This window comes from Pseudomonas syringae (assembly GCF_001698815.1).
Taxonomy (GTDB): domain Bacteria; phylum Pseudomonadota; class Gammaproteobacteria; order Pseudomonadales; family Pseudomonadaceae; genus Aquipseudomonas; species Aquipseudomonas syringae_A.
Genome location: NZ_LGSI01000074.1, coordinates 209383 through 230149, shown reverse-complemented (window position 1 = coordinate 230149; position 20767 = coordinate 209383). Strand labels below are relative to the sequence as shown.

Sequence of the window (20767 nt, the reverse complement as noted above, 5' to 3'; positions counted from 1 at the left end):
CTTCCGCGCCACGGACACGTCCTCACACATGTCATCCATTGGATATGAGGAAACTTGCCATGTTTGGATTCCTTCTGCGCCGCCTGGGCATCGCTATTTGCGTTGCCATTACCGTGTCGGTGATCAGCTTTTCTCTTTTGCATCTGTCCGGCGACCTGGCCACTGCCATTGGCGGACCGGAAGCCACTAGCGAACAGATCGAACAGATTCGCGTGCAGTACGGTTTGAACAAACCGCTACCGACCCAGTACTTCAACTGGCTGGGCGATTTGCTACGGTTGGACCTGGGCAACTCTTTTTTCTTTCAGGAGTCGGTCTACAACCTCGTCGCCAGCCGCTTGCCAATTACCCTCGGGTTAGGCGCCATGGCGCTGGGTATCGCCTTGCTGGTGGCGATTCCACTGGGCGTGCTGGCCGCAGTCAAACGCGACACCTGGGTTGACCGACTGGCCTTGAGCATTGCGGTGCTGGGTCAGGCAATGCCAAGTTTCTGGTTTGCGCTGATGTTGATCGTGGTGTTCGCGGTGACGCTCAAGTGGCTGCCGGTGTCCGGCAACTCGACCCTGCTGCACTTCGTCATGCCGGCCATTGCCCTGGGCTACTACGCGACTCCGGCAATCATGCGTCTGACCCGCGCAGGCATGCTTGATGTGCTCAGTTCCGATTACATCCGTACCGCCCGCGCGAAGGGCCTGCGCCCTGCCCGCGTGTTGTTCAAGCATGCACTGCGCAACGCCTTGATACCGGTAGTCGCGCTGGCGGCGGTGGAGTTCGGCTTCATGCTCGGCGGTTCGGTGGTGATCGAAACCGTGTTCTCCCTGCAAGGCATCGGACAACTCGCCTGGGACGCCATCGCCCGTGACGACTTTCCGGTGGTACAGGCCGTGGTCCTGCTGATTGCCGTGATCTACATCATCCTCACCTTGCTGGCCGATGTGCTCAACGCACTGCTCGACCCGCGCATTCGCGTGCGCTAGGAGGCTTACATGAGCACCCCCACTACCCTCGCGATCAATGACTACCTGCCACCACCGAGCAGCCTGAGCCGAGTACTTGGCAAGAGCTTTCGTCATCGTGGTTTCGCCATCGGCGCGGTGTTGTTGCTGATCATCTTCGCTGGTGCACTGTTCGCGCCGTGGCTGGCACCTTACGACCCTTATGCGCAAGACGTGATGCTGCGCATGAAACCGCCGGTATGGATGGCACACGGCACTTGGGAATACGTCCTCGGCACCGACAAGCTGGGCCGTGATTACCTGTCGCGACTGCTCTACGGTGCACGTATTTCGTTGTTCATCGGCGTTGCGGCGGCGCTGATTTCCGGCTTTATCGGCACCGTCATGGGGCTGTTGGCTGGTTACTACGGCGGCAAGGTCGATGCGTTTATCAGCTACCTGATCACCACACGGCTGGCGATGCCGGTCGTGATGGTCGCGCTGGCCTCGGCCTCGCTGATGGGCGGCTCACTGAAAGTGGTAATCGTGCTGCTCGGCTGCCTGTTATGGGATCGCTTCGCGGTGGTGGTCAGGGCTTCGGTGCAACAGATTCGCGATGCTGAATATGTGGCGTCGGCCCAGGCTCTTGGCTGCTCGACCCTGCGCATTCTGGTCAGTGAAATTCTGCCCAATCTGGTCGGCGCGCTGATCGTCGTCGCGACTCTGGAAATGGCCCATGCGATCCTGCTGGAGTCAGCACTGTCGTTCCTTGGGGTTGGCGTGCAGCCGCCGACGCCGTCCTGGGGTTTGATGATCGCTGAAGGCAAACCCTACATGTTCTTTTCCCCGTGGGTCATCGCCATTCCCGGCGTCGCCCTGATGATTCTGGTGCTGGGCATCAACCTGGTCGGCGATGGCCTGCGCGATCTGATCCTGCCCGACGGCCGCAACTGATAGAGGAGTACCGAACATGGCACTACTCCATGTTGAAAACCTGCGCGTAGACATCCCGATGGGCAACAGCCCGACGCCGGATGACGTGCTGCACGCCGTGCGCGGTCTGGATTTTGAAGTCGAGCGCGGTGAAATGCTGTGCATCGTCGGCGAATCCGGGTGCGGTAAATCCCTGACCTCGCTGGCGCTGATGGACCTGTTGCCACGCAAGGCTAAACGCACCGCGTCCCGGCTGACGCTGGACGGCATCGACATGCTCGGCCAGAGCGAGCGGCGCATGTGCGACCTGCGCGGCAACCGTCTGGCGATGATCTTCCAGGAACCGATGACCTCACTGAACCCGGCCTACAGCATTGGCGATCAGCTCAGCGAAGTGCTGACTCAGCATCGCAAGGTGTCGCGCAAGGATGCCCTGGCTCGCGCCGCGCAAATGCTGGAGAAAGTCGGTATCAGCAATGCCACCGAGCGCTTGCGTCAGTATCCGCATCAACTTTCTGGCGGTTTGCGCCAGCGGGTAATCATCGCCATGGCGTTGATGTGCGAACCCGACCTGATCATCGCTGATGAGCCAACCACGGCACTGGACGTGACCATTCAAGCGCAGATCCTGCGTTTGATCCGCGGCATTCAGAAAGAACTCGGCCTGGCGGTGATCTTCATCACCCACGACCTTGGGCTGGTGGCACGGATCGCCGATCGGGTCGCAGTGATGTATGCCGGGGAAATCGTCGAAACCGCTCCTGCCCTGCAACTGTTCGAGAACCCGCAGCATCCGTACACCCGTGGTCTGCTGGCCAGTATTCCAATCCCTGGCCGGACCAAACCGGGTGAGGCGCTGGGCTCGATTCCAGGCCTGGTGCCGAGTCTGGTAGGCGAACAGCAAGGTTGTGCGTTCCGCAATCGTTGCGGTCAGGCGATACCAGCCTGCGCGCAAAACATCCCCGAAGTCGAACAGGACGGACACATGGCGCGCTGCCTGTTCGCCGCACCAGACCCGGCACCGATTCGCCTTCAGGAGAGTGTAAGGTCATGAAAAAAGACATCACTTTGGAGCTGTGTGACATCCGTCGCGAGTTTCGGATCAACAAGGGCTTTTTCAAACCCGCCGCCACCCTGAAGGCTGTCGACGGCGTTTCCCTGCGTCTGATGCGTGGCGAGACCCTCGGTCTGGTAGGCGAGTCCGGTTGTGGAAAAAGTACCCTGGCAAAGATGCTGCTCGGTTTGTTGCCGCCTACCAGCGGCGATGTGCTGGTCAATGGCAAACATCTGGCGGCGACTGATCGGAAGGAAATGTCCCGGCACATTCAGCCGATATTCCAGGACCCGTATTCCTCGCTGAACCCGCGCAAGACACTGCGCGAAATCGTTACCCTGCCGCTGATCGTGCATGACATCGGCAGCACCGCCGAGCGGCGCAAGAAGACCGAAGAGATGCTTGAGGTGGTCGGCCTGCCCAAACGGGTCATCGACAGCTATCCGAGCCAACTGTCCGGCGGCCAGCGGCAACGGGTGGCAATTGCCCGTGCGTTGATCATGCGCCCTGACGTGTTGATCTGCGACGAACCCACCTCTGCGCTGGACGTTTCGGTGCAAGCGCAGATTCTCAACCTGTTGCAAGACCTCAAGCGCGAATTCGGCCTGACCTATCTACTGATCAGCCATAACCTGGCGGTCATCGAACACCTCGCAGACCGGGTCGCGGTGATGTACCTGGGGCGCATTGTCGAGGAGCGCACGCGCGAGTCATTGTTCGCAGAGCCCGGTCATCCGTATACCCGCGCCTTGCTGGACTCGGTGCTCACCCCCGATCCGCGCCTGGGCATTCCCGACATCGGCCTGCACGGCACCTTCCCCAACCCCATGTCACCGCCGTCCGGTTGCGCTTTCCATCCGCGTTGCCCGAGTTGCTTCGCCCCCTGCAAAACGGCCTATCCGGCCAATGGTCCGCTTATCGGCGGCAACGTGCGTTGCCACCTTCACGACAATTCTGCCCAAACACTGGAGCTTGTCCACTCATGAGTCGTTCACTGGCCATCAGCAACACCACAGAGCAATTTGACAACGGCGAATTTTTCAATCTGCTCGAACGTAGCGTCGCCTTGCACACCGAAAGCCAGGCAGCGGACAGCCAGCCTGAGTTGTATCGCTACCTCAATGACTTCATCACCCCGCATGTCGAGGCGATGGGCTTCAGCGTCAAGATCTATGACAACCCGGTGGCAGAGCGCGGTCCCTTCATGATCGCCACACGCATTGAACATCCAGAACTGCCGACCGTTCTCAGTTACGGCCACGGCGACGTGGTGCGCGGCTATGAGGCGCAATGGCGTGAAGGCCTGTCGCCGTGGCAAGTCACGGTCGAAGGCGATCGCTGGTACGGCCGCGGAACGGCGGATAACAAAGGCCAGCATCTGATCAACCTGACCGCGCTTGAGCAAACGCTCAAGGCTCGCGACGGCAAGCTGGGTTTCAACGTCAAACTGCTGCTGGAAATGGGCGAAGAAGAAGGCTCGCCGGGCTTGAATGCATTTTGTGCCGCACACCGTGAAGAGCTCACGGCGGATGTGTTCATCGCGTCTGACGGCCCACGGCTGGCGGCATCACGACCGACGATTTTTCTCGGCTCGCGCGGGGTGTTCAATTTCGAGTTGATAGTCAACTTGCGCGAAGGCGCTCATCACTCTGGCAACTGGGGAGGGCTGCTGGCCAACCCCGGCATCATTCTGGCCAATGCCATCGCGAGCATGGTCGATGAACACGGCCGGGTGAAAGTGGCGGGGTTGATGCCGCAGGTACTGCCGGAAGCGGTTCGCCAGGCGCTGGCCGATATTGAAGTGGGTGGCGGGCCGGGCGATCCGGACATCGACGCCAACTGGGGTAACCCGCAGCTGTCGCTGAGCGAAAAAGTCTTTGGCTGGAACACCCTCGACGTCATCGCCTTCAAGACCGGCAATCCCGAGGCCCCGGTGCATGCAATCCCCGGCAAGGCCAACGCCCACTGCCATATCCGCTTCGTGGTGGACAGCGACTACACGACCTTTATCCCGGCAGTGCGCGCCCACCTGGATGCCCATGGTTTCAGTCATGTAGAGGTCAAGCAAAGCCGCATCGACGTGATGCACGCCACCCGGCTCGACCCGCAAAGCCCGTGGGTCAAATGGGCGCTCGACTCTCTGGCACAGACCACCGGTAAAAAACCTGCGCTGTTGCCTAACCTCGGCGGCTCGCTGCCCAACGACGTGTTCGCGGACGTGCTCGGTCTGCCAACATTGTGGGTGCCGCACTCTTACCCGGCCTGCTCGCAACATGCGCCGAACGAGCATTTGCTGGCGCCGGTGGTCAAGGAAAGCCTGCAAATCATGGCGGGGCTGTTCTGGGACCTGGGCAACGACGCAGCACGCCTGACTCATGAACATCAGTTACGGGGGCTGGGGCAATGAGCGCCACTCCCCAACAGGCGCTGGACTGGCTTGCCGGCCAGCGCCAAGCCATGGAATCGCTGCTGCAGCGTATCGTCGACACAGACTCCAACAGCTATGACAAGGCGGGCGTCGACGCTGTGGGCGCGCTGCTCGCGGCTGAACTGGAAGCCGACGGCATCCTGCTCAAGCGCATTCCGGTCGATGGTTTTGGCGACGTGATACTCGCCGAAGTGCCAGGCGAATCTGGAAAGCCGGTGCTGTTGCTGGGCCATCGCGACACGGTGTTCCCCAAAGGCACCACCACGACTCGCGGCTACAGCCGTGACGCCAACCTCGCCTATGGCCCCGGTGTCGCCGACATGAAAGGCGGCTTGGTGCTCAATTGCTTCGCCCTCATGGCACTCAAGCGCGCCGGTCAGTTGCCCTATCCGGTGCAGGTTCTGTACACCGGTGACGAAGAAATCGGCTCCGGCAGCGCCCGATCCCATATTGAAAGCGCCGCCCGTGCCGCCCGCGCCGTACTCAATACCGAGCCGGGCCGGGCCAGCGGCAATGTAGTCAGCGCCCGCAAAGGTGGCGCGACATTGATCATCGAGGTCAGCGGCCGTGCGGCGCATTCCGGGGTCAACCACGCTGATGGCGCCAGCGCCATCGAAGCGCTGGCACGCAAGATCATCAAGCTGCACGCCTTGACCGATTATTCGGCAGGTATCACCACCAACGTTGGCCTGATATCCGGTGGCACCTCCAGCAATACCGTCGCGCCCAGTGCCTCGGCCAAACTGGATGTTCGCTTTATTGAACTCAAACACTGGGAGCCGATATTGGCCAGGATCCAGGCCATCGTCGCCGAAGAGGAGTTGCCGGGCACCAGCGCCATTCTCAAGGAGGCGACGACCTTCTTACCAATGGAGGCGCGGCACAGCACTCGGCTGCTGCAGATCTATCAACAGCAGGCGCTGGCCCTGGGTTTCAGTGTCGAAGGTGAGTTCACCGGCGGTTGCGCCGACTCCGGATTCACCGCCAGCCTGGGCATTCCAACGCTGTGTGGCCTCGGGCCGGTGGGTGGCAAGGTCCACACCGATCGTGAATACCTGGAACTGGACACGCTGGTGCCTCGCGCTCTGGCCTTGGTGGCGACCATTCTGGCTGTCGGCGAGAGCAACTGAGGTAATGGGGCTCTACGAATCGCCGGGGATAGGGTGTTCACGCAGTCACGCCCCGGCGTTGAAGGTTGATGTCATCACCGGATGGCATACCACCGACGAGATGACATTCTACAAAACAAGCCTGCGGTAATCCGCCAGCACACTGCCCAGATAGGCATTGAAACGCCCGGCGGCGGCGCCATCGATCACGCGATGATCCCAGCTCAGGCTCAATGGCAGAATGTTCCGCGTGACAACCTGCCCATCCTCCAGGGCGAGTCTCTCGACACTTTTACCCACCCCCAGGATCGCCACTTCGGGCGCATTGATGATCGGCGTGAAATAAGTCCCGCCGATCCCGCCCAACGATGAGATGGAAAAGCACCCACCGCTCATATCGGCAACGCTCAACTTGCCCGCACGGGCCTTGGCCGCCAGTTCCGACATTTCCCGGGCAATCGCCAGCACGCCTTTCTGGTCTACATCCTTGATCACAGGGACTACCAACCCCTGCGGCGTATCGGCGGCAAACCCAATATGGAAGTAACGCTTAAACACCAGTTCGTCGCCATTGAGGCTGGCATTGAACTCCGGAAACTTTTTCAGCGCCGCCGCACAGGCTTTCATCAATAAGGCCAGCAACGTGATCTTTACTCCTCCTTGTGCTTTTTCCTGGTTCATCTGCACACGGAACTGTTCCAGCAATGTGATATCCGCATCGTCATGATTGGTAACGTGAGGAATCATCACCCAGTTGCGGTGCAAGTTGGCGCCACTGATTTTCTTGATCCGGGATAGCGCCTTATTTTCCACCGGCCCATATTTGGCGAAATCAACCACCGGCCAAGGTAATAAAGCACCCAACGGCTGAGCATTGGCCGCCGGCGCCTGGGCGGTCAGAGCCCCTTTTACATGGGCCAGGACATCATCCTTAGTGATGCGATGACGCGCTCCCGTGCCCTGAATGGCCTTGAGTGAAACACCCAGTTCCCGAGAGAACTTGCGCACCGAGGGCGATGCCAGCGGCAAGTCCGTTAGTGAACCATTGGTTTCGGTTGGCGATGGCGCCGCAACGACCCACTCGGGTTCGGCGCAGGTTGCAACGGCTTCGGCTACAGGTGCGACATCCGATTGTGGAAGCACCGACAATGGGCGATCAATCTCGATAAAGGCAATCGACGATCCTTCGCTGACCTTGTCATCCAGCTTGACCGCCAATGATTGCAACACGCCCGTTTGCGGCGAAGGAATCTCCATGGACGCCTTGTCGGTCTCGACGATGATCAGGGGCTGCCCTTCGACTACCGCATTGCCCACCTTGACCAGGATTTCAATGACACCGACATCCTTGGCATCGCCGATGTCGGGCATTCGAACTTCATGCACATTCTTCATAACCGTTTCCTGAAAATTCGACTCGACCTGAAGCCCCGGCTTCAAGCGTCCCAAGGGACTACTGCGTCAACGTCAATGGCGTAGCGCGCAATCGCCTCGGCACAGACACTGGCGTCCAGACGCCCCTCCTGCACCAGTGAGGTCAGCGCACTCAAGACAATCTGGTGGCGGTCCACTTCGAAGAACCTGCGCAACTGGTTGCGGGTATCACTGCGGCCAAAGCCGTCGGTGCCGAGCACGGTGTAACGGGCATCGAGATAACTGGCGATCAACTGGGGCAAAGCGCGCACGTAATCGGTGCAGGCAATGATCGGCGCCGAGTCGTCGAGGCATTCTTGAACATGACTGCATTTCGCAGGTTGTCCGGGATGCAGGCGATTCCAGCGCTCCACTTCCCGGGCATCTCGGGCCAGCTCGGTGAAGCTGGTGACGCTCCAGACCTGACTGTCGATGCTCCAGTCGCGGGCCAGCAACTCGGCGGCGGCAATGACTTCGCGTAGGATAGTGCCGGAGCCCAACAGCTGAACGCTGCCGCGCGCGTCTTCGACTTCATGCCGGGCGAACAAGTACATGCCTTTGATAACCGCCTGTTCGACACCTTCGGGAAGGTTGGGCTGCGGGTAGTTCTCGTTCATCAAGGTGACGTAGTAAAACTCGTCGACCTGGCGCTCCAGCATCTGGCGCATACCGTGATCCAGAATCACCGCAAACTCACCGGCGAACGCGGGATCGTAGGCGCGACAGTTGGGCACCATCGACGCCATCACGTGACTGTTACCGTCTTGGTGCTGCAAGCCTTCGCCGCCCAGGGTTGTGCGCCCCGCAGTCGCGCCGAGCAGGAACCCGCGAGCGCGCTGATCCGCCGCTGCCCAGATCAGGTCGCCGATGCGCTGGAAGCCGAACATCGAGTAATAGATGTAGAACGGCAACATCGGCAGGCCATGCACCGAGTAGCTGGTCGCGGCAGCCACCCAGGAACTGATGGCGCCGGCCTCGCTGATGCCCTCTTCGAGAATCTGCCCGTCCAGGGCTTCTCGATAACTCAGGATCGAACCAATGTCCTCCGGCTCATAACGCTGCCCCACGCTGGAGTAGATGCCGATCTGTTTGAACAGGCTGGCCATGCCGAAGGTACGCGCTTCATCCGCCACGATCGGTACGATGCGCGGCCCCAGTTGCTTGTCCCGCAGCAATCCGCTGAGCATCCGCACGAAGGCCATGGTGGTGGACATTTCCTTGCCTTCGGCGGCGATGGCAAACACGGCGTAGCTGTCTACATCGGGTACGGCCAATGACTCGCAGGTCGAAGGTCGCGTAGGCATGTAACCGCCCAACGCACGGCGGCGTTCATGCAGGTAGCGCATTTCGGCACTGTCGTCGCCCGGTTTGAAGAAGCTCAGAGAGATGGCCTGTTCATCGGTCAACGGCAGGTTGAAACGGTTGCGAAATGCGATCAACGCCTCATTATCGAGTTTCTTCTGCTGGTGCACGGTCATCTTGCCCTGCCCGGCGTCGCCCATGCCGAAGCCCTTCTTGGTCTGGGCTAGGATGACCGTAGGCTTCTTACCCTCGAGCATTGCGCTTTGATACGCGGCAAAGATTTTCACCAGGTCATGACCACCGCGCTTGAGGCGGTCGATCTGCTCGTCGGTCAGGCCTTGGGCCAAATGCGCCAGGGCTTCGTCCTGGCCGAAGAAATGCTCGCGGTTGAAGCGCCCATCCTTGGCCGCGAACGTCTGGAACTGGCCATCGACCGTAGCCGACAATGCCCGGACCAGCGCGCCGTCTTTATCCCGGGCAAACAATCCGTCCCAGTCGGAGCCCCAGACCAGTTTGATGACGTTCCAGCCGGCCCCGCCGAACAGCGACTCCAGCTCATCGATGATGCGACCGTTGCCACGCACCGGACCGTCTAGGCGCTGAAGGTTGCAGTTGACCACCCACACCAGATTATCCAGCCCTTCACGCGCCGCCAGGGTCAGTGCCGACATGCTTTCCGGCTCATCCATTTCACCGTCGCCAAACACCCCCCAGACGGTTCGCCCCGAGGTATTTTGCAGGCCGCGGTGCTCCAGATAACGCATGAAACGCGCCTGGTAGATCGAGCTTATCGGACCGATGCCCATCGAGCCGGTCGGGAACTGCCAGAAGTCCGGCATCAACCACGGGTGCGGGTAACTCGACAAACCCCGAGCGCCATTGGCACGTGCGCTGATCTCTTGCCGATAATGTTGCAGATCCTGTTCCTCGAGGCGCCCTTCCAGAAAGGCCCGCGCATAAACGCCCGGTGCCGAGTGCGGCTGGTAAAACACCAGATCACCGCCGCGAGTGTCGGTGCGCGCCTTAAAAAAATGGTTGAAGCCCACTTCAAACAAATCGGCGGCGCTGGCGTAACTGGCGATGTGGCCACCCAGTTCCCCATAGGTCTGGTTGGCCCTGGCGACCATGACCAGCGCGTTCCAGCGCATGATCGACGCCAGTCGCTCTTCCAGCGCCAAGTCGCCCGGAAACACCGGCTGCTGCTCGACGCTGATCGTATTGATATAGGGCGTGCCGTGGCTGGGCCGCCAACCGATCTCGGAAGTGCTGGCCACGGCCACCAGCATGTCGAGGATCTGTTTTGCCCGGACCGTGCCGCCGTGGGCGATGACGGACAGCAACGCCTCCTGCCACTCGGCCATTTCCTGTGCATCTTCAGCTGTCTGGCCCGGCAATTGGGTCTGGATATCGGATGGGCTCATGAGCAACTCCTGCAGGTGTCGGGTAACACTTCAAGGTGGTGCGAACGGTTCACTCGGGCGAGGCTTTTCACCTGTTCTACCGCCGCAATGACCGAACGTTCGGCCGCCCCGTCTGAAGCAATCGGGTAGATGCAGGGCTGACCAATGGAAAGGTCGTGCAATAAACGCTCATCCAGTTCACCGAGCACTACAAAACAGTAGTCACCCTTGGCCACTCGCACTTCAGCGAGCTGGCCAGGCACCGTGTTCACAGCATCGACATGGATCAGTGCGACATTGTCAAAACAGCTGAAACCCTGATGGATCAAGTCAATATGATCGCTATCAAGCCCGCACGCGATGACCACGATACGTGTGCAATTTGAAGGCTCGCGCATCCACTTCAGGGCGGTGGTACGACAGTCGGCAGCTTGGCTCATAGGCGTTGCCTTTGTTGTTTGGGGGGTGGATTCAACAGGCGAATTGGCGCGGACACTGGCTAAATGACGCCGCGCGCCTGCAGCACGCTTTTCGCCAGACAGCGGGTCGCCGAAAGCACTTTTTCAACCTGTTGATCCATCGCTGCGGTGGATGAGGCTATCGTTCCCAGTTCGACGACGCGCAACGGGTGACCGCGCACGGACCCCAGCCAGGTCAAGCCGGGAACCGTGCCGACTTCGACATCCAGTAAAAAACTTCCGTGGGAGACAGAGCGCAACAGTTGGCTGGCATAACATGCGTAGCCCCCAGCAGATTGCTCCGGGCTAGACCCGACCAGCAACCAGTCGACCATCAACTCCTCGGATTGCTTGACGGCTAGATAAGCCACCTGGTCCCAGTCATCTATCGCCACGTGCAGCTTGTCGATCATGTATTTGGGCAACGCGGCGCTGGTAACGATGACCACTCCGGCATCCGCCGAAGGTTCCTTGATCCAGACTGCGGATTGCGATATCGCATGCATGGCGGTACTCCCGGCGGTTTGGTAGGAGCAGCTTGCTCCGGGCGGCGATCCGACGATGTGGCCTGACATTCAACATTGATGCCGACTAACCCACCGCTTCGTGAGCAAGCTCGCTCCACAGGTTATTGGCGTTAATCAGCCGTTGCGGAACAGGAAACTGTAGGCGTTCAGCGCAGGTGCCCCGCCCAGGTGTGCGTAAAGCACTTTCGAGCCTTCGGGGAACTCGCCACGGCGGACCATTTCGATCATCCCGTGCATGGATTTGCCTTCATACACTGGGTCGGTCAACACACCTTCAAGGCTGCCGCACAGACGAATGGCTTCCAGCGTACCTTCGTTGGGCAAACCATATTCCGGGTAGGCGAAGCGTGTATCGAGCACCACGTCGTCTTCGGTGATCTCACGACCCAGTTCCACCAGCTCAGCGGTGTGCCGGGCGATACGCAGGATCTGTGCCTTGGTTTTCTCTGGCTTGGCCGAGGCATCAATGCCGATAACGTTCTTCGAACGGCCGTCCGCGGCGAAACCAACGACCATGCCGGCCTGGGTACTGCCGGTCACGGAGCAGACCACGATGTAGTCGAACTTGAACCCCAGTTGTTTTTCCTGCTCCCGCACTTCCTCGGCAAAGCCGACAAACCCGAGGCCGCCGTAGGGATGTTCGGAACAACCCGCCGGTATCGGGAACGGCTTGCCACCCCGCTCCACCACATCGTTCATGGCCTTCTCCCAACTGGGCCGGATGCCGATGTCGAACCCGGCGGCGTCCAGTCGTACATCCGCGCCCATGATGCGAGACATCTCGATATTGCCAACGCGGTCATACACCGCATCGGAGTAGTTCACCCAGTTTTCCTGAACCAGCACGCACTTCATGCCCAGATGTGCGGCGACGGCAGCGACCTGGCGGGTCTGGTTTGACTGGATCCCGCCGATGGACACCAGGGTGTCGCAGCCCTGTTCGAGTGCCTCGGGAATCAGGTATTCGAGCTTGCGCGTCTTGTTGCCGCCGAAGGCCAGGCCACTGTTGCAATCTTCACGTTTGGCATACAGCTCGACCTTGCCACCCAGATGTTCACTGAGGCGTTTCAAGGGAGTGATGGGAGAAGGACCGAAGGTCAACGGATAACGTTTAAAACGATTCAGGTTCATGACTCTGCTCCTTGATTATCGGATATCCAAGCGCCAGACCGAAAGGCAAAGGCTGCATTCCAGCCTCTTTCAGGGAGGGCTTCGATGAGTTCAATATTAAGAAGAATTCGAAAAATATGTGTTGCAAGTTTTCATTATCTAAAGAACTATTATTTGACACCAATTAAACAAAACATATTTTTATTGCGTAGAAATCATTATGAGCGCAACAAATACTCACAAGAAAACCGGCACCGCAGGCGCGGAGCCACACCCGCTTGATCGGACCGACCGCGCCATTCTCAAGAACCTGCAGCGGGATGCTTCCATCTCCAACGTGGCGCTTGCCGAGAAGGTGAAACTGAGCGCGCCAGCGTGTTTGAGGCGTGTGGAGCGTCTCAAGCAGGTCGGCCTGATCAAAGGCATCGTCGCCCTGCTGGACAATGAAGCGCTGGATGCGGGAATGGTGGTCTTGATCGGCGTGGTGCTGGACCGCTCCACACCGGAATCCTTCGCAGCCTTCGAAGCCGCGGCGCAAAAGGTGTTCGGCTGCATGGAATGCCATGTGGTGACGGGGGAATTCGACTACTTCATGTTGATACGAACCAAGGACAGCAACAGTTTCAACCGGCTCCACGCGGAGCAATTGCTTTACCTGCCTGGGGTTCGCCAGATTCGTTCGTTCATGGGGTTGCGCCAGGTCTTGTCGACAACCCACATCCCCCTTTGAGGCTCAAATTAGCCCGAGCAGGCGTCGGTCTGCAATCCGGTGTCCCAGAAACATCAGCATCCATCAAAGAACGACGTGATGTCCGCATCCAATAGCAGGGTCAGTTGTTCGATCCTCTGCCAAAGACGACACATAAAGAAGCCCGCAGATGCGGCAGGTAGCAGTGCTCATAATGCTGATTCCCTTGTAAACGTTGACGCGAAAGTGGTCCTCTCTTACGGGCTTAGCCCGCGCATTGGCGGGCATGCCGTGGAGCGGCTTTTACGGCCTATTTACGTTGGTTGTTCAACCAGGTCAAAACGGTTCCATCGACACGAGTCAGCGTAAAGCCACCTACGTGACCGACCACATGATCAGGGAAATGGGTTGTGACGATATCGTTATCAACGAAGCTCACCAAGAGTGGGATTTCCCTAGAGCGTCAACCACTCTCTCCACCAAAGATCGAAGGACCACATTAGCTGAAATCCTTGAACTACCCACTGTGTGGATACCGCACTCCTATCCAGCGTGCTCGCAACACGCGGCCAACGAACATTTGCTCGGTAGCGTCGCACGCGAAGCCTTGCAACTGATGGCAGGTGTTCTGTGGGATCTGGGCGATGACTTCGAGCGATTGAACGCCCAGTAAGTCGACACCATAAGCCAAATGTTTTGGAGATAGATATGGACCACCCTTTCAAAGCCCAACGAGCCTTGTTTCCATCTTTGGAAACTAAAGTACAACTCTCCAGTTGCTCACAGAGTGCGCTAGCAGTTCCGGTCCGCAAGGCCGTGGTCGATTACCTAGACAGCCTTGTAGAACGCGGTATGGACTGGGGGCTTTGGATGGGTAAAGTCGCCGCCGCGAAAGCTGAATTCGCCAGACTCATCAATGCGGACGCCGATGAAATTGCCGTGTGTGCCAGCGTAACCGATGCTGCCGCCAGTGTTGCCAGCGCTCTGGATTTCAGTGGCCCGCGCAATCGTATCGTGGTCGGGGAACTCGACTTTCCTTCAGTTGGCCAGCTGTGGCATGCCCAGCGCCGTAACGGCGCAGAAGTACACTTCGTCGATGCCATTGATCATTGTGTCGGTGCTCAAGCCTACCTTTCTGCAATTGACGAGCGCACCAAGCTGGTTTCGGTGTCACAAGTAGGTTTTTACAACGGCTATCGTCAGGACGTACTAGCTATTACTCAACACGCCCATCAGCAAGGCGCGTTAGTGTTCGTTGATGCCTACCAGTCAGCCGGCAGTGAGCCTATAGATGTCAAAGCCAGCGGCGTGGATATGCTGGCCAGCGGCATGCAGAAGTATCTGCTGGGCGTGCCGGGCATCGCCTTCCTCTATATATGCGGTCAGTGATGGACGAATCTGTATCGCCGCGATCAATGAGCTGAATTTCGAACGCGTAGCATGCGCTCTGCAAGGGGTTTGCGAGAAATAGAACGCGGCAATGACAACTAAATAACGCTTGGGCATACTTGCTCTGATACTCCAACACTCAAAGCAGTGGCCATTATTGCCCCCCGCAATGCGACCCTGGCCGGGCCGTTCGAGCTGAGGACTGAAGTTTCTGGGCCCCTCAACTGATCGACTCCAGTCAGGGCCGATCAGTCCGCTTTGAGCCGACTGCACCCCGTCTCGCACAACGGCCATCCTAAGCCTCCAACAATGGAGGCTTAGACATGAACGTATCAAACATTTCCTCGTACCAGCCTTGGAGCAAAGGCAAACTGGTCGGTCAGAAATCACCGCTTCGTCTGCGTGACATCTGGGGCATCAGGATCAGACTTGAGCTTTCTGAAAACGTGAGAGATCTAGCGCTTTTCGATCTGGCAATCGAGAGCAAACTCCGTGCATGCGATCTGACTAAGTTACGTGTTCGTGATGTCGCGCATGGAAGTCACGTGTCAGCGCGGGCCATCGTCATGCAGCAAAAGACTCAACTGCCTGTGCAATTCGAGATCACTGCACACACCCGACTCGCCGTGGAGGAATGGATACAACAGGCCCGCCTCAGGAATGAGGACTTCTTGTTTCCAAGTCGGATACGCACCTCGGACCACCTTTCCACGCGGCAATATTCACGCATTGTAAAAGCGTGGGTAGATGACTTGGCCGGACGGATACCCAGCGGCTAGTTTTTCGAATGCTCGCTTGCCGCTACACTCCTGAAGTACCCATTAAGACTCAGCTCCTGCAGGAAGCGCCGAGACAAAAGTAACTATCTTGATCTCGTCCTCAGCAAACCCCAAAAAATTACGTACTTCAAGCCGGTGACCAAAGACATACCGTGGCATAGTCGCCATATTGTGAAGCTAACTCATGGCGGGACGGACGCGGCGGCCAATTTTGAGATCTACCACCTGCGCTGCCCGAGGGAGGTGCAATTTGCCTATGCCAATGATGTGCAACCGGGTGCCTAGAGGTGCCTTAGCAGAGGCTTGAGCCGTGTGCTGGGGAACTCGCATGCACGGTTCTTAGGGGGCTGGACGCGAGCAACCGCGTCTGACTACCCGACCAGCAGATCCGGCCATGGGCTCTTGGACGCAAGAACTGGTTCTTCGCAGGATCGTTGCGCAGTGGCAAACGCGCGGCGGCGCTGATAAGCCTGATCCAGTCGGCCAAACTCAACGGGCATGACCCATATGCTTACTTAAAAGACGTTCTGGCGCGACTGCCAATGCAGCGAGCAAGTGAGATTGCCGAGTTGTTGCCGCATAACTGGATGTCGTTGCGCAACTTGTGATCCCCGTTCGTTTACGACCGATCACCTTCTTGACGGATTCGGGATATTAGGAAGGGCAGTGTCACCGGGCCGTTGATGGAAGGTAGCCACCTATTTCTGGGATTATTTCAGGCAACTGAAGCGTGAAGCAAACCGATCAGGGACTTGTCAGAACTCCTGGATCAATGTGGACTTACGAGGCCCACTCCACACCCACCTCGGTCGCCAGAAACTGCGCGGCGAACAGATCCAGATGCGCCCCACCAGCATTTTTGAACAGCGTCACCTGCCCTGCCTCAAGGTTAGGTATTTCAAACCCTTGGCACAACTCGAACAGATCGGCACGCACATCGGCCCAACTGATCAAACCGCTGACGACCGGTTGCAACAGGTCACCACTGTGCCGGCTGACCTCGCGCGAATCGACATAAATCTGCGCCCGTGCAATCGTCGCGTCGTCGGCCTCGCGCATATCTTCCTGCCAACTGCCAACCAGATTGACATGGGCGCCGGCCTTGAGCAACGCGCCCTTGATCAGCGGTTGCTGGCTCATGGTCGCACTGCAGACCACATCAGCTAACGGTAGGGCTTGATCCAGGTCAGTGACCACCTGGCAGTCGATACCGGACGCCTGTAGGCGCGCAGCTAGTGCTTCGGCGCGCGGCATCGTACGGTTCCACAGCAAGACCCGCGTCAGTGACGGCCGTATTTGGATGAAGGCCTCGACCAAGGGTCCGGCCATGTCACCTGCGCCGATCATCAGTAGCGTCGAGACGTTGACAGGCGCCAGCAGCTCCAGCCCCAGTGCCGAGTCGGCGGCGGTCTTGCGCAACGTCAGCGCGGCACCGTCGGCAATGAACAAGGGCGTACCGGTGCGCCCGTCGAAGGCAGCGTAAATGCCTTGCACCGTGGGCAACGGCACCCGAGCCCGAACGTTGTCCGGGAACACCGAGAGCAGCTTGACCCCCATCATGCGCTGCCCACTCCAGGCCGGGAGCAGCAAAAAATTATTACCGCTCCCCGCACCCGGTTCATCCATGCAGACGTCTTCACTGATCGGCATAGGCTGCAGATGCGCCTCGCGCAGCGCCTGCACCAGGCGGCGATAGTCCAGCAGACGGTGGACCCGCTGCGCATCGATCCACAGCAGCGTACTAGCTTCACTCATAAAACCAATCCCAGACGCATCGCATCAAGCATGGCGGCGTGCACATTACGACTGCTCAGTGCATCGCCGATACGGTACAGCGCAAACCCGTCGCGCCCCCCCATAGGCTGCGGCTTAAGTTGCAGAAATTGAGGGATCTCCAACACCCCATCGTTGCAGGACATTCCCCGAAGCCCTTCAAACACTTCGTCCAGTGGGGCGGTACCCCGTTCCACCACCACCTTGTCGGCGCGCCGCTCAAGCAATGTGCCCGTCAACTCATGACGAAACGTCGCCATCAGGCCACCTTCGGCATGACGGCTGACTCGGATCAGATGGTGATCACCTGTCACGTCGATGCCGTGCTGGGCATATTGCTTGCGATAGATCGCCCGGGACGAATACTCCATTTCCATCGCCAGACTTTCGTCGATTCCCACCAGTGATACCTTCGCGCCTTGCTCGGCAAGGTGCAGCGCCGTGGACACGCCTTCATGGCGGCCGCTGCCGTCGTACAACAGATAATGCCCGCTGACCGGTGCCGTGCTCGCCAGCACGTCCCAAATGCTGAGACAGTGTTCAGCACCTTCCAGCCAGTCAAGATCCGGTAGTCCACCGGTGGCGACAATCACGACCTCGGGCGATTCGGCCACGACCTCTTCGACGCCGGCATAGACGTCATAGCGCACCTCTACACCCAGGCGTTGCAATTCAGCCACACGCCAGTCGACGATGCCGATCAGATCACGCCGCCAGGTAGCCCGAACCGCCAATAGCAGTTGCCCGCCCGCCTGGCTACCGGCTTCCAGCACCAGCACTCGATGTCCACGTTCGGCCGCCACCCGTGCGGCCTCAAGTCCCGCTGGCCCGGCGCCTATCACCAGAACTTTGCGCGATGGCTGTGAGGACCGCTCGATCACCTGAGGCAACTGCGTCTCGCGCCCTGAAGCCGGGTTGTGGATGCAGTTGACCTTCTTGTGCATGCAGTACGAAGCGCCCACGCAGGGGCGGATATTGGCCTCTTCGCCGCGCATCAGTTTGTTGACCAGTTGCGGGTCGGCCATGTGCGCGCGAGTCATGGCAACCATGTCCAGCAATCCCTCACCGATGGCGTAACGCGCCGTAGCCAGGTCGGCAATACGCGCGGCATGGAACACCGGCAGGCAGACCTCGCGACGAAACGCGCCAACGTTGTGCAGGAACGGTGCGCTGGGCGAAGCCATGCCCGGCATGTTCTGTTCGGCGAGGGCGATGACGGTGTCCATGCGCCCGAAGATGCAGTTGAAATAGTCCACCAGCCCTTCACGCTGGAACAGTTGGGCCAAGGCTATGCCTTCTTCAAAACCGAGGCCATCGTCGATACCTTCATCGATGACAAAGCGGATGCCGACGATCATCTTCTCGCCGACCTGCCGGCGAATTTCCTCGTAGACCATCAGCCCGAAGCGCGCACGGTTCTCCAACGAACCGCCGAAACGGTCATGGCGCTGATTGGTACGCGGCGAAAAAAACTGTCCCAGCAGGTGCCCGCCGGTCAGGGTTTCCAACCCATCCAGGCCGCCCTCCAGGCAACGCTTTGCAGCAGCCCCGTAAGCCTTGACGATGCGCCGGATGTCGTGCTCGTCCATTTCACGGGAAAACGCCCGGTGCTGGGTCTCCCGGGAGCGCGATGGTGCAATGCTGGGCAACCAGTTATACGACGTGGCATCGGCCCGCCGCCCCAAGTGAGAAATCTGGCACATCAACGCGGCGCCATGCCGATGGATACGCTCGGAAAACTGCTGGAATGGCGCAATAATCCCATCGCTGGACAAGTCCAGCTGTCCGCTGCCACCCCAACTGGAGTCGGCATCTACCATTGACGAACCACCGAACATAGTCAGTGCGATGCCGCCTTTGGCCTTTTCCTCGTGATAGCGCTGGTAACGCTCCAGCGGCAACCCGCCCTCCTCCAGAAAGGGCGCGTGGCTGGTGCTCATGATGCGGTTGCGCAGAGTCAAGTGTTTGAGTTGCAAAGGCGCGAGCAAGGGGTCCTGCTTGCGGCCCGGAACAATCAACGGCGAACTGGACATCGACCACCTCGTGGCGATTAGCGGGCGTATTTTTCGGCAGCGTGCAGCAAGCTTGCGCGCAGGATCTCGATCATGCTATCGATCTGCTCGCGGGTGATAATCAGCGGCGGCGACAGCACACACATGCTGCCAATGGGCCGCACGATCAGACCCAGTTCATAGCATTGGCGGTCGACGTACTGGGCGATCTCGCGGTCCAGTTCCGTAGCCGCCGGCGTGGTTTCGCCCGCAGCGCACTCGATGCAGCCGAGCAGGCCGATGCTGCGCACATCACCCACCAGCGCCAAGCCGGCCAGGCTCTGCAGGCGCTCCTGAAAATACGGAATGATGTCCCGGACATGTTCCAGCAGATGGTCGTCGTCGAACACCTGCATGTTGGCCAGTGCTGCCGCGCAGCTGACCGGGTGCCCGCTGAAGGTATAGCCGTTGCTGTAGCAACTGCCGTTAGCATTGTCGCCACTCACACGATCAAGCACTGCGTCGCTAATCACAAAGCCCCCCAGCGGCACATAGCCGGAGGTGACGCCTTTGGCGAAGGTGATGATATCCGGGGTGATGTCGAACAACTCTTGCGAGGCGAACCAGTGCCCGCAACGACCGAAGCCGGTGACCACCTCATCACTGATGTAGAGGATGTCGTGACGCCGGCAGATATCCAGAATGCGACGGTGGTAGCCCTTGGGCGGGATCAGGATGCCGCCAGAGGCCAGCACCGGCTCGGCAATGAAAGCGCCGATATTGTCCACGCCAATGGACGCAAGGCGGTCTTCGAACTCAGCCAGTAACTGCTCGAGAAATTGGGCCTCAGAGGTGCCCGCCGGCTGGCGATACAGGTTCGGCGCGCTGAGAAACGAAAGCTCCGGCAGTGCCAGGTCAAAATTCGGTCGATTACCGGCGCGCCCCGAGCAAGCAGCAGTCAGATGCGTGCTGCCATGGTAGCCGTCGATGCGACACAGAATGCCCTTCTTGTTCGGCCGGCCCAGCACATTGTTGTAGAACTGCACGAAGCGCAGCGCCGAATCCACCGCCGTCGAGCCGCCGGTGGTAAAGAACACCCGGTTCAGATCGCCCGGCGCCACTTCGGCGATACGCTGGGCAAGCTCTGCCGAGGGGCCGTTCATGGAGTACCAGGGCGTGTTGTAGCACAACTGCATCGCCTGCTGCGCCAGGGCGTCAGCGATTTCCTTGCGCTGGTAGCCGATCTGCGTACACCACATGCCAGCCGGGCCGTCGATCAGCTTGTGGCCCTGAGCGTCGAACACGTAGACGCCCTCACCCTTCATCAGCAAAGGCCGGGTGCTCCGACCCAGCTCGGTCATGTCTTCGGCGGGCACCAGCAGATGTTGGCGAGCGGCCTGACGCAGTTGAGTGGCGTCAAGCGGGAGATTGAGGCGTTCAGACATGGCGAAACTCCTTTAAGGGCAGAACGATCGGGG

The 20767-nt window shown here is 59.3% G+C and carries 16 protein-coding genes and 3 pseudogenes; 11 read left to right on the top strand and 8 right to left on the bottom strand.

The window, feature by feature from the left end; translation table 11 throughout:
- Positions 1–59 precede the first annotated feature (59 nt).
- From AFK24_RS29255 to AFK24_RS29230, 6 genes are read left to right on the top strand one after another with little or no spacing between them, the layout of a single operon-like run.
- Positions 60–977 (top strand): ABC transporter permease, encoded by a 918-nt coding sequence (locus tag AFK24_RS29255; RefSeq protein WP_065836564.1) that lies wholly within the window; start codon positions 60–62, stop codon positions 975–977.
- A gap of 9 nt (positions 978–986) precedes the next feature.
- Entirely contained in the window at positions 987–1889 is a 903-nt protein-coding gene (locus AFK24_RS29250) for an ABC transporter permease (protein ID WP_065836563.1), read from the top strand.
- 16 nt (positions 1890–1905) lie between these two features.
- The gene (locus tag AFK24_RS29245; protein WP_065836562.1) at positions 1906–2922 is read left to right on the top strand and encodes an ABC transporter ATP-binding protein; all 1017 of its coding nucleotides are present in this window, start codon (positions 1906–1908) and stop codon (positions 2920–2922) included.
- Complete coding sequence (locus tag AFK24_RS29240) at positions 2919–3908, top strand: ABC transporter ATP-binding protein (RefSeq protein WP_065836561.1); 990 nt, start codon at positions 2919–2921, stop codon at positions 3906–3908. The genes AFK24_RS29245 and AFK24_RS29240 overlap by 4 nt, the downstream gene beginning before the upstream one ends.
- Positions 3905–5329: a M20 family metallopeptidase gene (locus AFK24_RS29235; protein WP_065836560.1), complete on the top strand. Its 1425-nt coding sequence runs from the start codon at positions 3905–3907 to the stop codon at positions 5327–5329. Before AFK24_RS29240 ends, AFK24_RS29235 begins: the two co-directional genes overlap by 4 nt.
- Positions 5326–6480, top strand: coding sequence for a M20 family metallopeptidase (locus tag AFK24_RS29230; RefSeq protein ID WP_065836559.1), 1155 nt, complete (start codon positions 5326–5328; stop codon positions 6478–6480). The genes AFK24_RS29235 and AFK24_RS29230 overlap by 4 nt, the downstream gene beginning before the upstream one ends.
- Positions 6481–6588: 108 nt before the next feature.
- Here AFK24_RS29230 and AFK24_RS29225 read toward each other — a convergent pair whose 3' ends face one another.
- The 5 genes from AFK24_RS29225 to AFK24_RS29205 all read right to left on the bottom strand — a co-directional run bounded on the left by AFK24_RS29225 (position 6589) and on the right by AFK24_RS29205 (position 12690).
- The gene (locus tag AFK24_RS29225) at positions 6589–7854 is read right to left on the bottom strand and encodes a dihydrolipoyllysine-residue acetyltransferase (RefSeq protein WP_065836558.1); all 1266 of its coding nucleotides are present in this window, start codon (positions 7852–7854) and stop codon (positions 6589–6591) included.
- 41 nt (positions 7855–7895) lie between these two features.
- Positions 7896–10595, bottom strand: a complete 2700-nt coding sequence (mdeB, locus tag AFK24_RS29220) for an alpha-ketoglutarate dehydrogenase (protein ID WP_065836557.1) — start codon at positions 10593–10595, stop codon at positions 7896–7898.
- Positions 10592–11014, bottom strand: coding sequence for a hypothetical protein (locus tag AFK24_RS29215; protein ID WP_080482370.1), 423 nt, complete (start codon positions 11012–11014; stop codon positions 10592–10594). Before AFK24_RS29215 ends, mdeB begins: the two co-directional genes overlap by 4 nt.
- A 59-nt stretch (positions 11015–11073) precedes the next feature.
- The gene (locus tag AFK24_RS29210; RefSeq protein ID WP_065836556.1) at positions 11074–11538 is read right to left on the bottom strand and encodes a transketolase; all 465 of its coding nucleotides are present in this window, start codon (positions 11536–11538) and stop codon (positions 11074–11076) included.
- Between the two features lie 135 nt (positions 11539–11673).
- Entirely contained in the window at positions 11674–12690 is a 1017-nt protein-coding gene (locus AFK24_RS29205) for a 1-aminocyclopropane-1-carboxylate deaminase (RefSeq protein WP_024077475.1), read from the bottom strand.
- Between the two features lie 199 nt (positions 12691–12889).
- On the opposite strand from AFK24_RS29205, the gene AFK24_RS29200 reads away from it, so the two are divergent.
- The 5 genes and pseudogenes from AFK24_RS29200 to AFK24_RS29180 all read left to right on the top strand — a co-directional run.
- Positions 12890–13399: an Lrp/AsnC family transcriptional regulator gene (locus tag AFK24_RS29200; protein WP_065836555.1), complete on the top strand. Its 510-nt coding sequence runs from the start codon at positions 12890–12892 to the stop codon at positions 13397–13399.
- 460 nt (positions 13400–13859) lie between these two features.
- A pseudogene (locus AFK24_RS31080) lies at positions 13860–14030 on the top strand (M20 peptidase family dipeptidase); the annotation flags it as partial.
- A gap of 35 nt (positions 14031–14065) precedes the next feature.
- Positions 14066–14746, top strand: coding sequence for an aminotransferase class V-fold PLP-dependent enzyme (locus tag AFK24_RS29190; RefSeq protein WP_080482369.1), 681 nt, complete (start codon positions 14066–14068; stop codon positions 14744–14746).
- A 323-nt stretch (positions 14747–15069) separates the two neighbouring features.
- Positions 15070–15492, top strand: a pseudogene (locus tag AFK24_RS29185) (tyrosine-type recombinase/integrase); the annotation flags it as partial.
- 410 nt (positions 15493–15902) lie between these two features.
- A pseudogene (locus AFK24_RS29180) lies at positions 15903–16133 on the top strand (transposase domain-containing protein); the annotation flags it as partial.
- Between the two features lie 172 nt (positions 16134–16305).
- On the opposite strand, the gene AFK24_RS29175 reads toward AFK24_RS29180, so the two are convergent.
- From AFK24_RS29175 to AFK24_RS29165, 3 genes are read right to left on the bottom strand one after another with little or no spacing between them, the layout of a single operon-like run.
- A complete protein-coding gene (locus AFK24_RS29175; protein ID WP_065836552.1) occupies positions 16306–17280 on the bottom strand; it encodes an ornithine cyclodeaminase family protein in 975 nt (324 codons plus the stop codon).
- Positions 17277–19331 (bottom strand): FAD-dependent oxidoreductase, encoded by a 2055-nt coding sequence (locus tag AFK24_RS29170; protein ID WP_065836551.1) that lies wholly within the window; start codon positions 19329–19331, stop codon positions 17277–17279. Before AFK24_RS29170 ends, AFK24_RS29175 begins: the two co-directional genes overlap by 4 nt.
- A 17-nt stretch (positions 19332–19348) precedes the next feature.
- Positions 19349–20734 (bottom strand): aminotransferase, encoded by a 1386-nt coding sequence (locus tag AFK24_RS29165; protein ID WP_065836550.1) that lies wholly within the window; start codon positions 20732–20734, stop codon positions 19349–19351.
- Positions 20735–20767: the final 33 nt, after the last annotated feature.

Excerpts from the sequence above, each read along its gene's own strand:
- AFK24_RS29255 (WP_065836564.1), top strand. The coding sequence starts at position 60 with ATGTTTGGATTCCTTCTGCGCCGCCTGGGCATCGCTATTTGCGTTGCC.
- AFK24_RS29235 (WP_065836560.1), top strand. The coding sequence starts at position 3,905 with ATGAGTCGTTCACTGGCCATCAGCAACACCACAGAGCAATTTGACAAC.
- AFK24_RS29245 (WP_065836562.1), top strand. The coding sequence starts at position 1,906 with ATGGCACTACTCCATGTTGAAAACCTGCGCGTAGACATCCCGATGGGC.
- AFK24_RS29250 (WP_065836563.1), top strand. The coding sequence starts at position 987 with ATGAGCACCCCCACTACCCTCGCGATCAATGACTACCTGCCACCACCG.
- AFK24_RS29225 (WP_065836558.1), bottom strand. The coding sequence starts at position 7,854 with ATGAAGAATGTGCATGAAGTTCGAATGCCCGACATCGGCGATGCCAAG.
- AFK24_RS29170 (WP_065836551.1), bottom strand. The coding sequence starts at position 19,331 with ATGTCCAGTTCGCCGTTGATTGTTCCGGGCCGCAAGCAGGACCCCTTG.
- AFK24_RS29200 (WP_065836555.1), top strand. The coding sequence starts at position 12,890 with ATGAGCGCAACAAATACTCACAAGAAAACCGGCACCGCAGGCGCGGAG.
- AFK24_RS29175 (WP_065836552.1), bottom strand. The coding sequence starts at position 17,280 with ATGAGTGAAGCTAGTACGCTGCTGTGGATCGATGCGCAGCGGGTCCAC.
- AFK24_RS29240 (WP_065836561.1), top strand. The coding sequence starts at position 2,919 with ATGAAAAAAGACATCACTTTGGAGCTGTGTGACATCCGTCGCGAGTTT.
- AFK24_RS29190 (WP_080482369.1), top strand. The coding sequence starts at position 14,066 with ATGGACCACCCTTTCAAAGCCCAACGAGCCTTGTTTCCATCTTTGGAA.
- AFK24_RS29165 (WP_065836550.1), bottom strand. The coding sequence starts at position 20,734 with ATGTCTGAACGCCTCAATCTCCCGCTTGACGCCACTCAACTGCGTCAG.
- AFK24_RS29230 (WP_065836559.1), top strand. The coding sequence starts at position 5,326 with ATGAGCGCCACTCCCCAACAGGCGCTGGACTGGCTTGCCGGCCAGCGC.
- mdeB (WP_065836557.1), bottom strand. The coding sequence starts at position 10,595 with ATGAGCCCATCCGATATCCAGACCCAATTGCCGGGCCAGACAGCTGAA.
- AFK24_RS29210 (WP_065836556.1), bottom strand. The coding sequence starts at position 11,538 with ATGCATGCGATATCGCAATCCGCAGTCTGGATCAAGGAACCTTCGGCG.
- AFK24_RS29205 (WP_024077475.1), bottom strand. The coding sequence starts at position 12,690 with ATGAACCTGAATCGTTTTAAACGTTATCCGTTGACCTTCGGTCCTTCT.
- AFK24_RS29215 (WP_080482370.1), bottom strand. The coding sequence starts at position 11,014 with ATGAGCCAAGCTGCCGACTGTCGTACCACCGCCCTGAAGTGGATGCGC.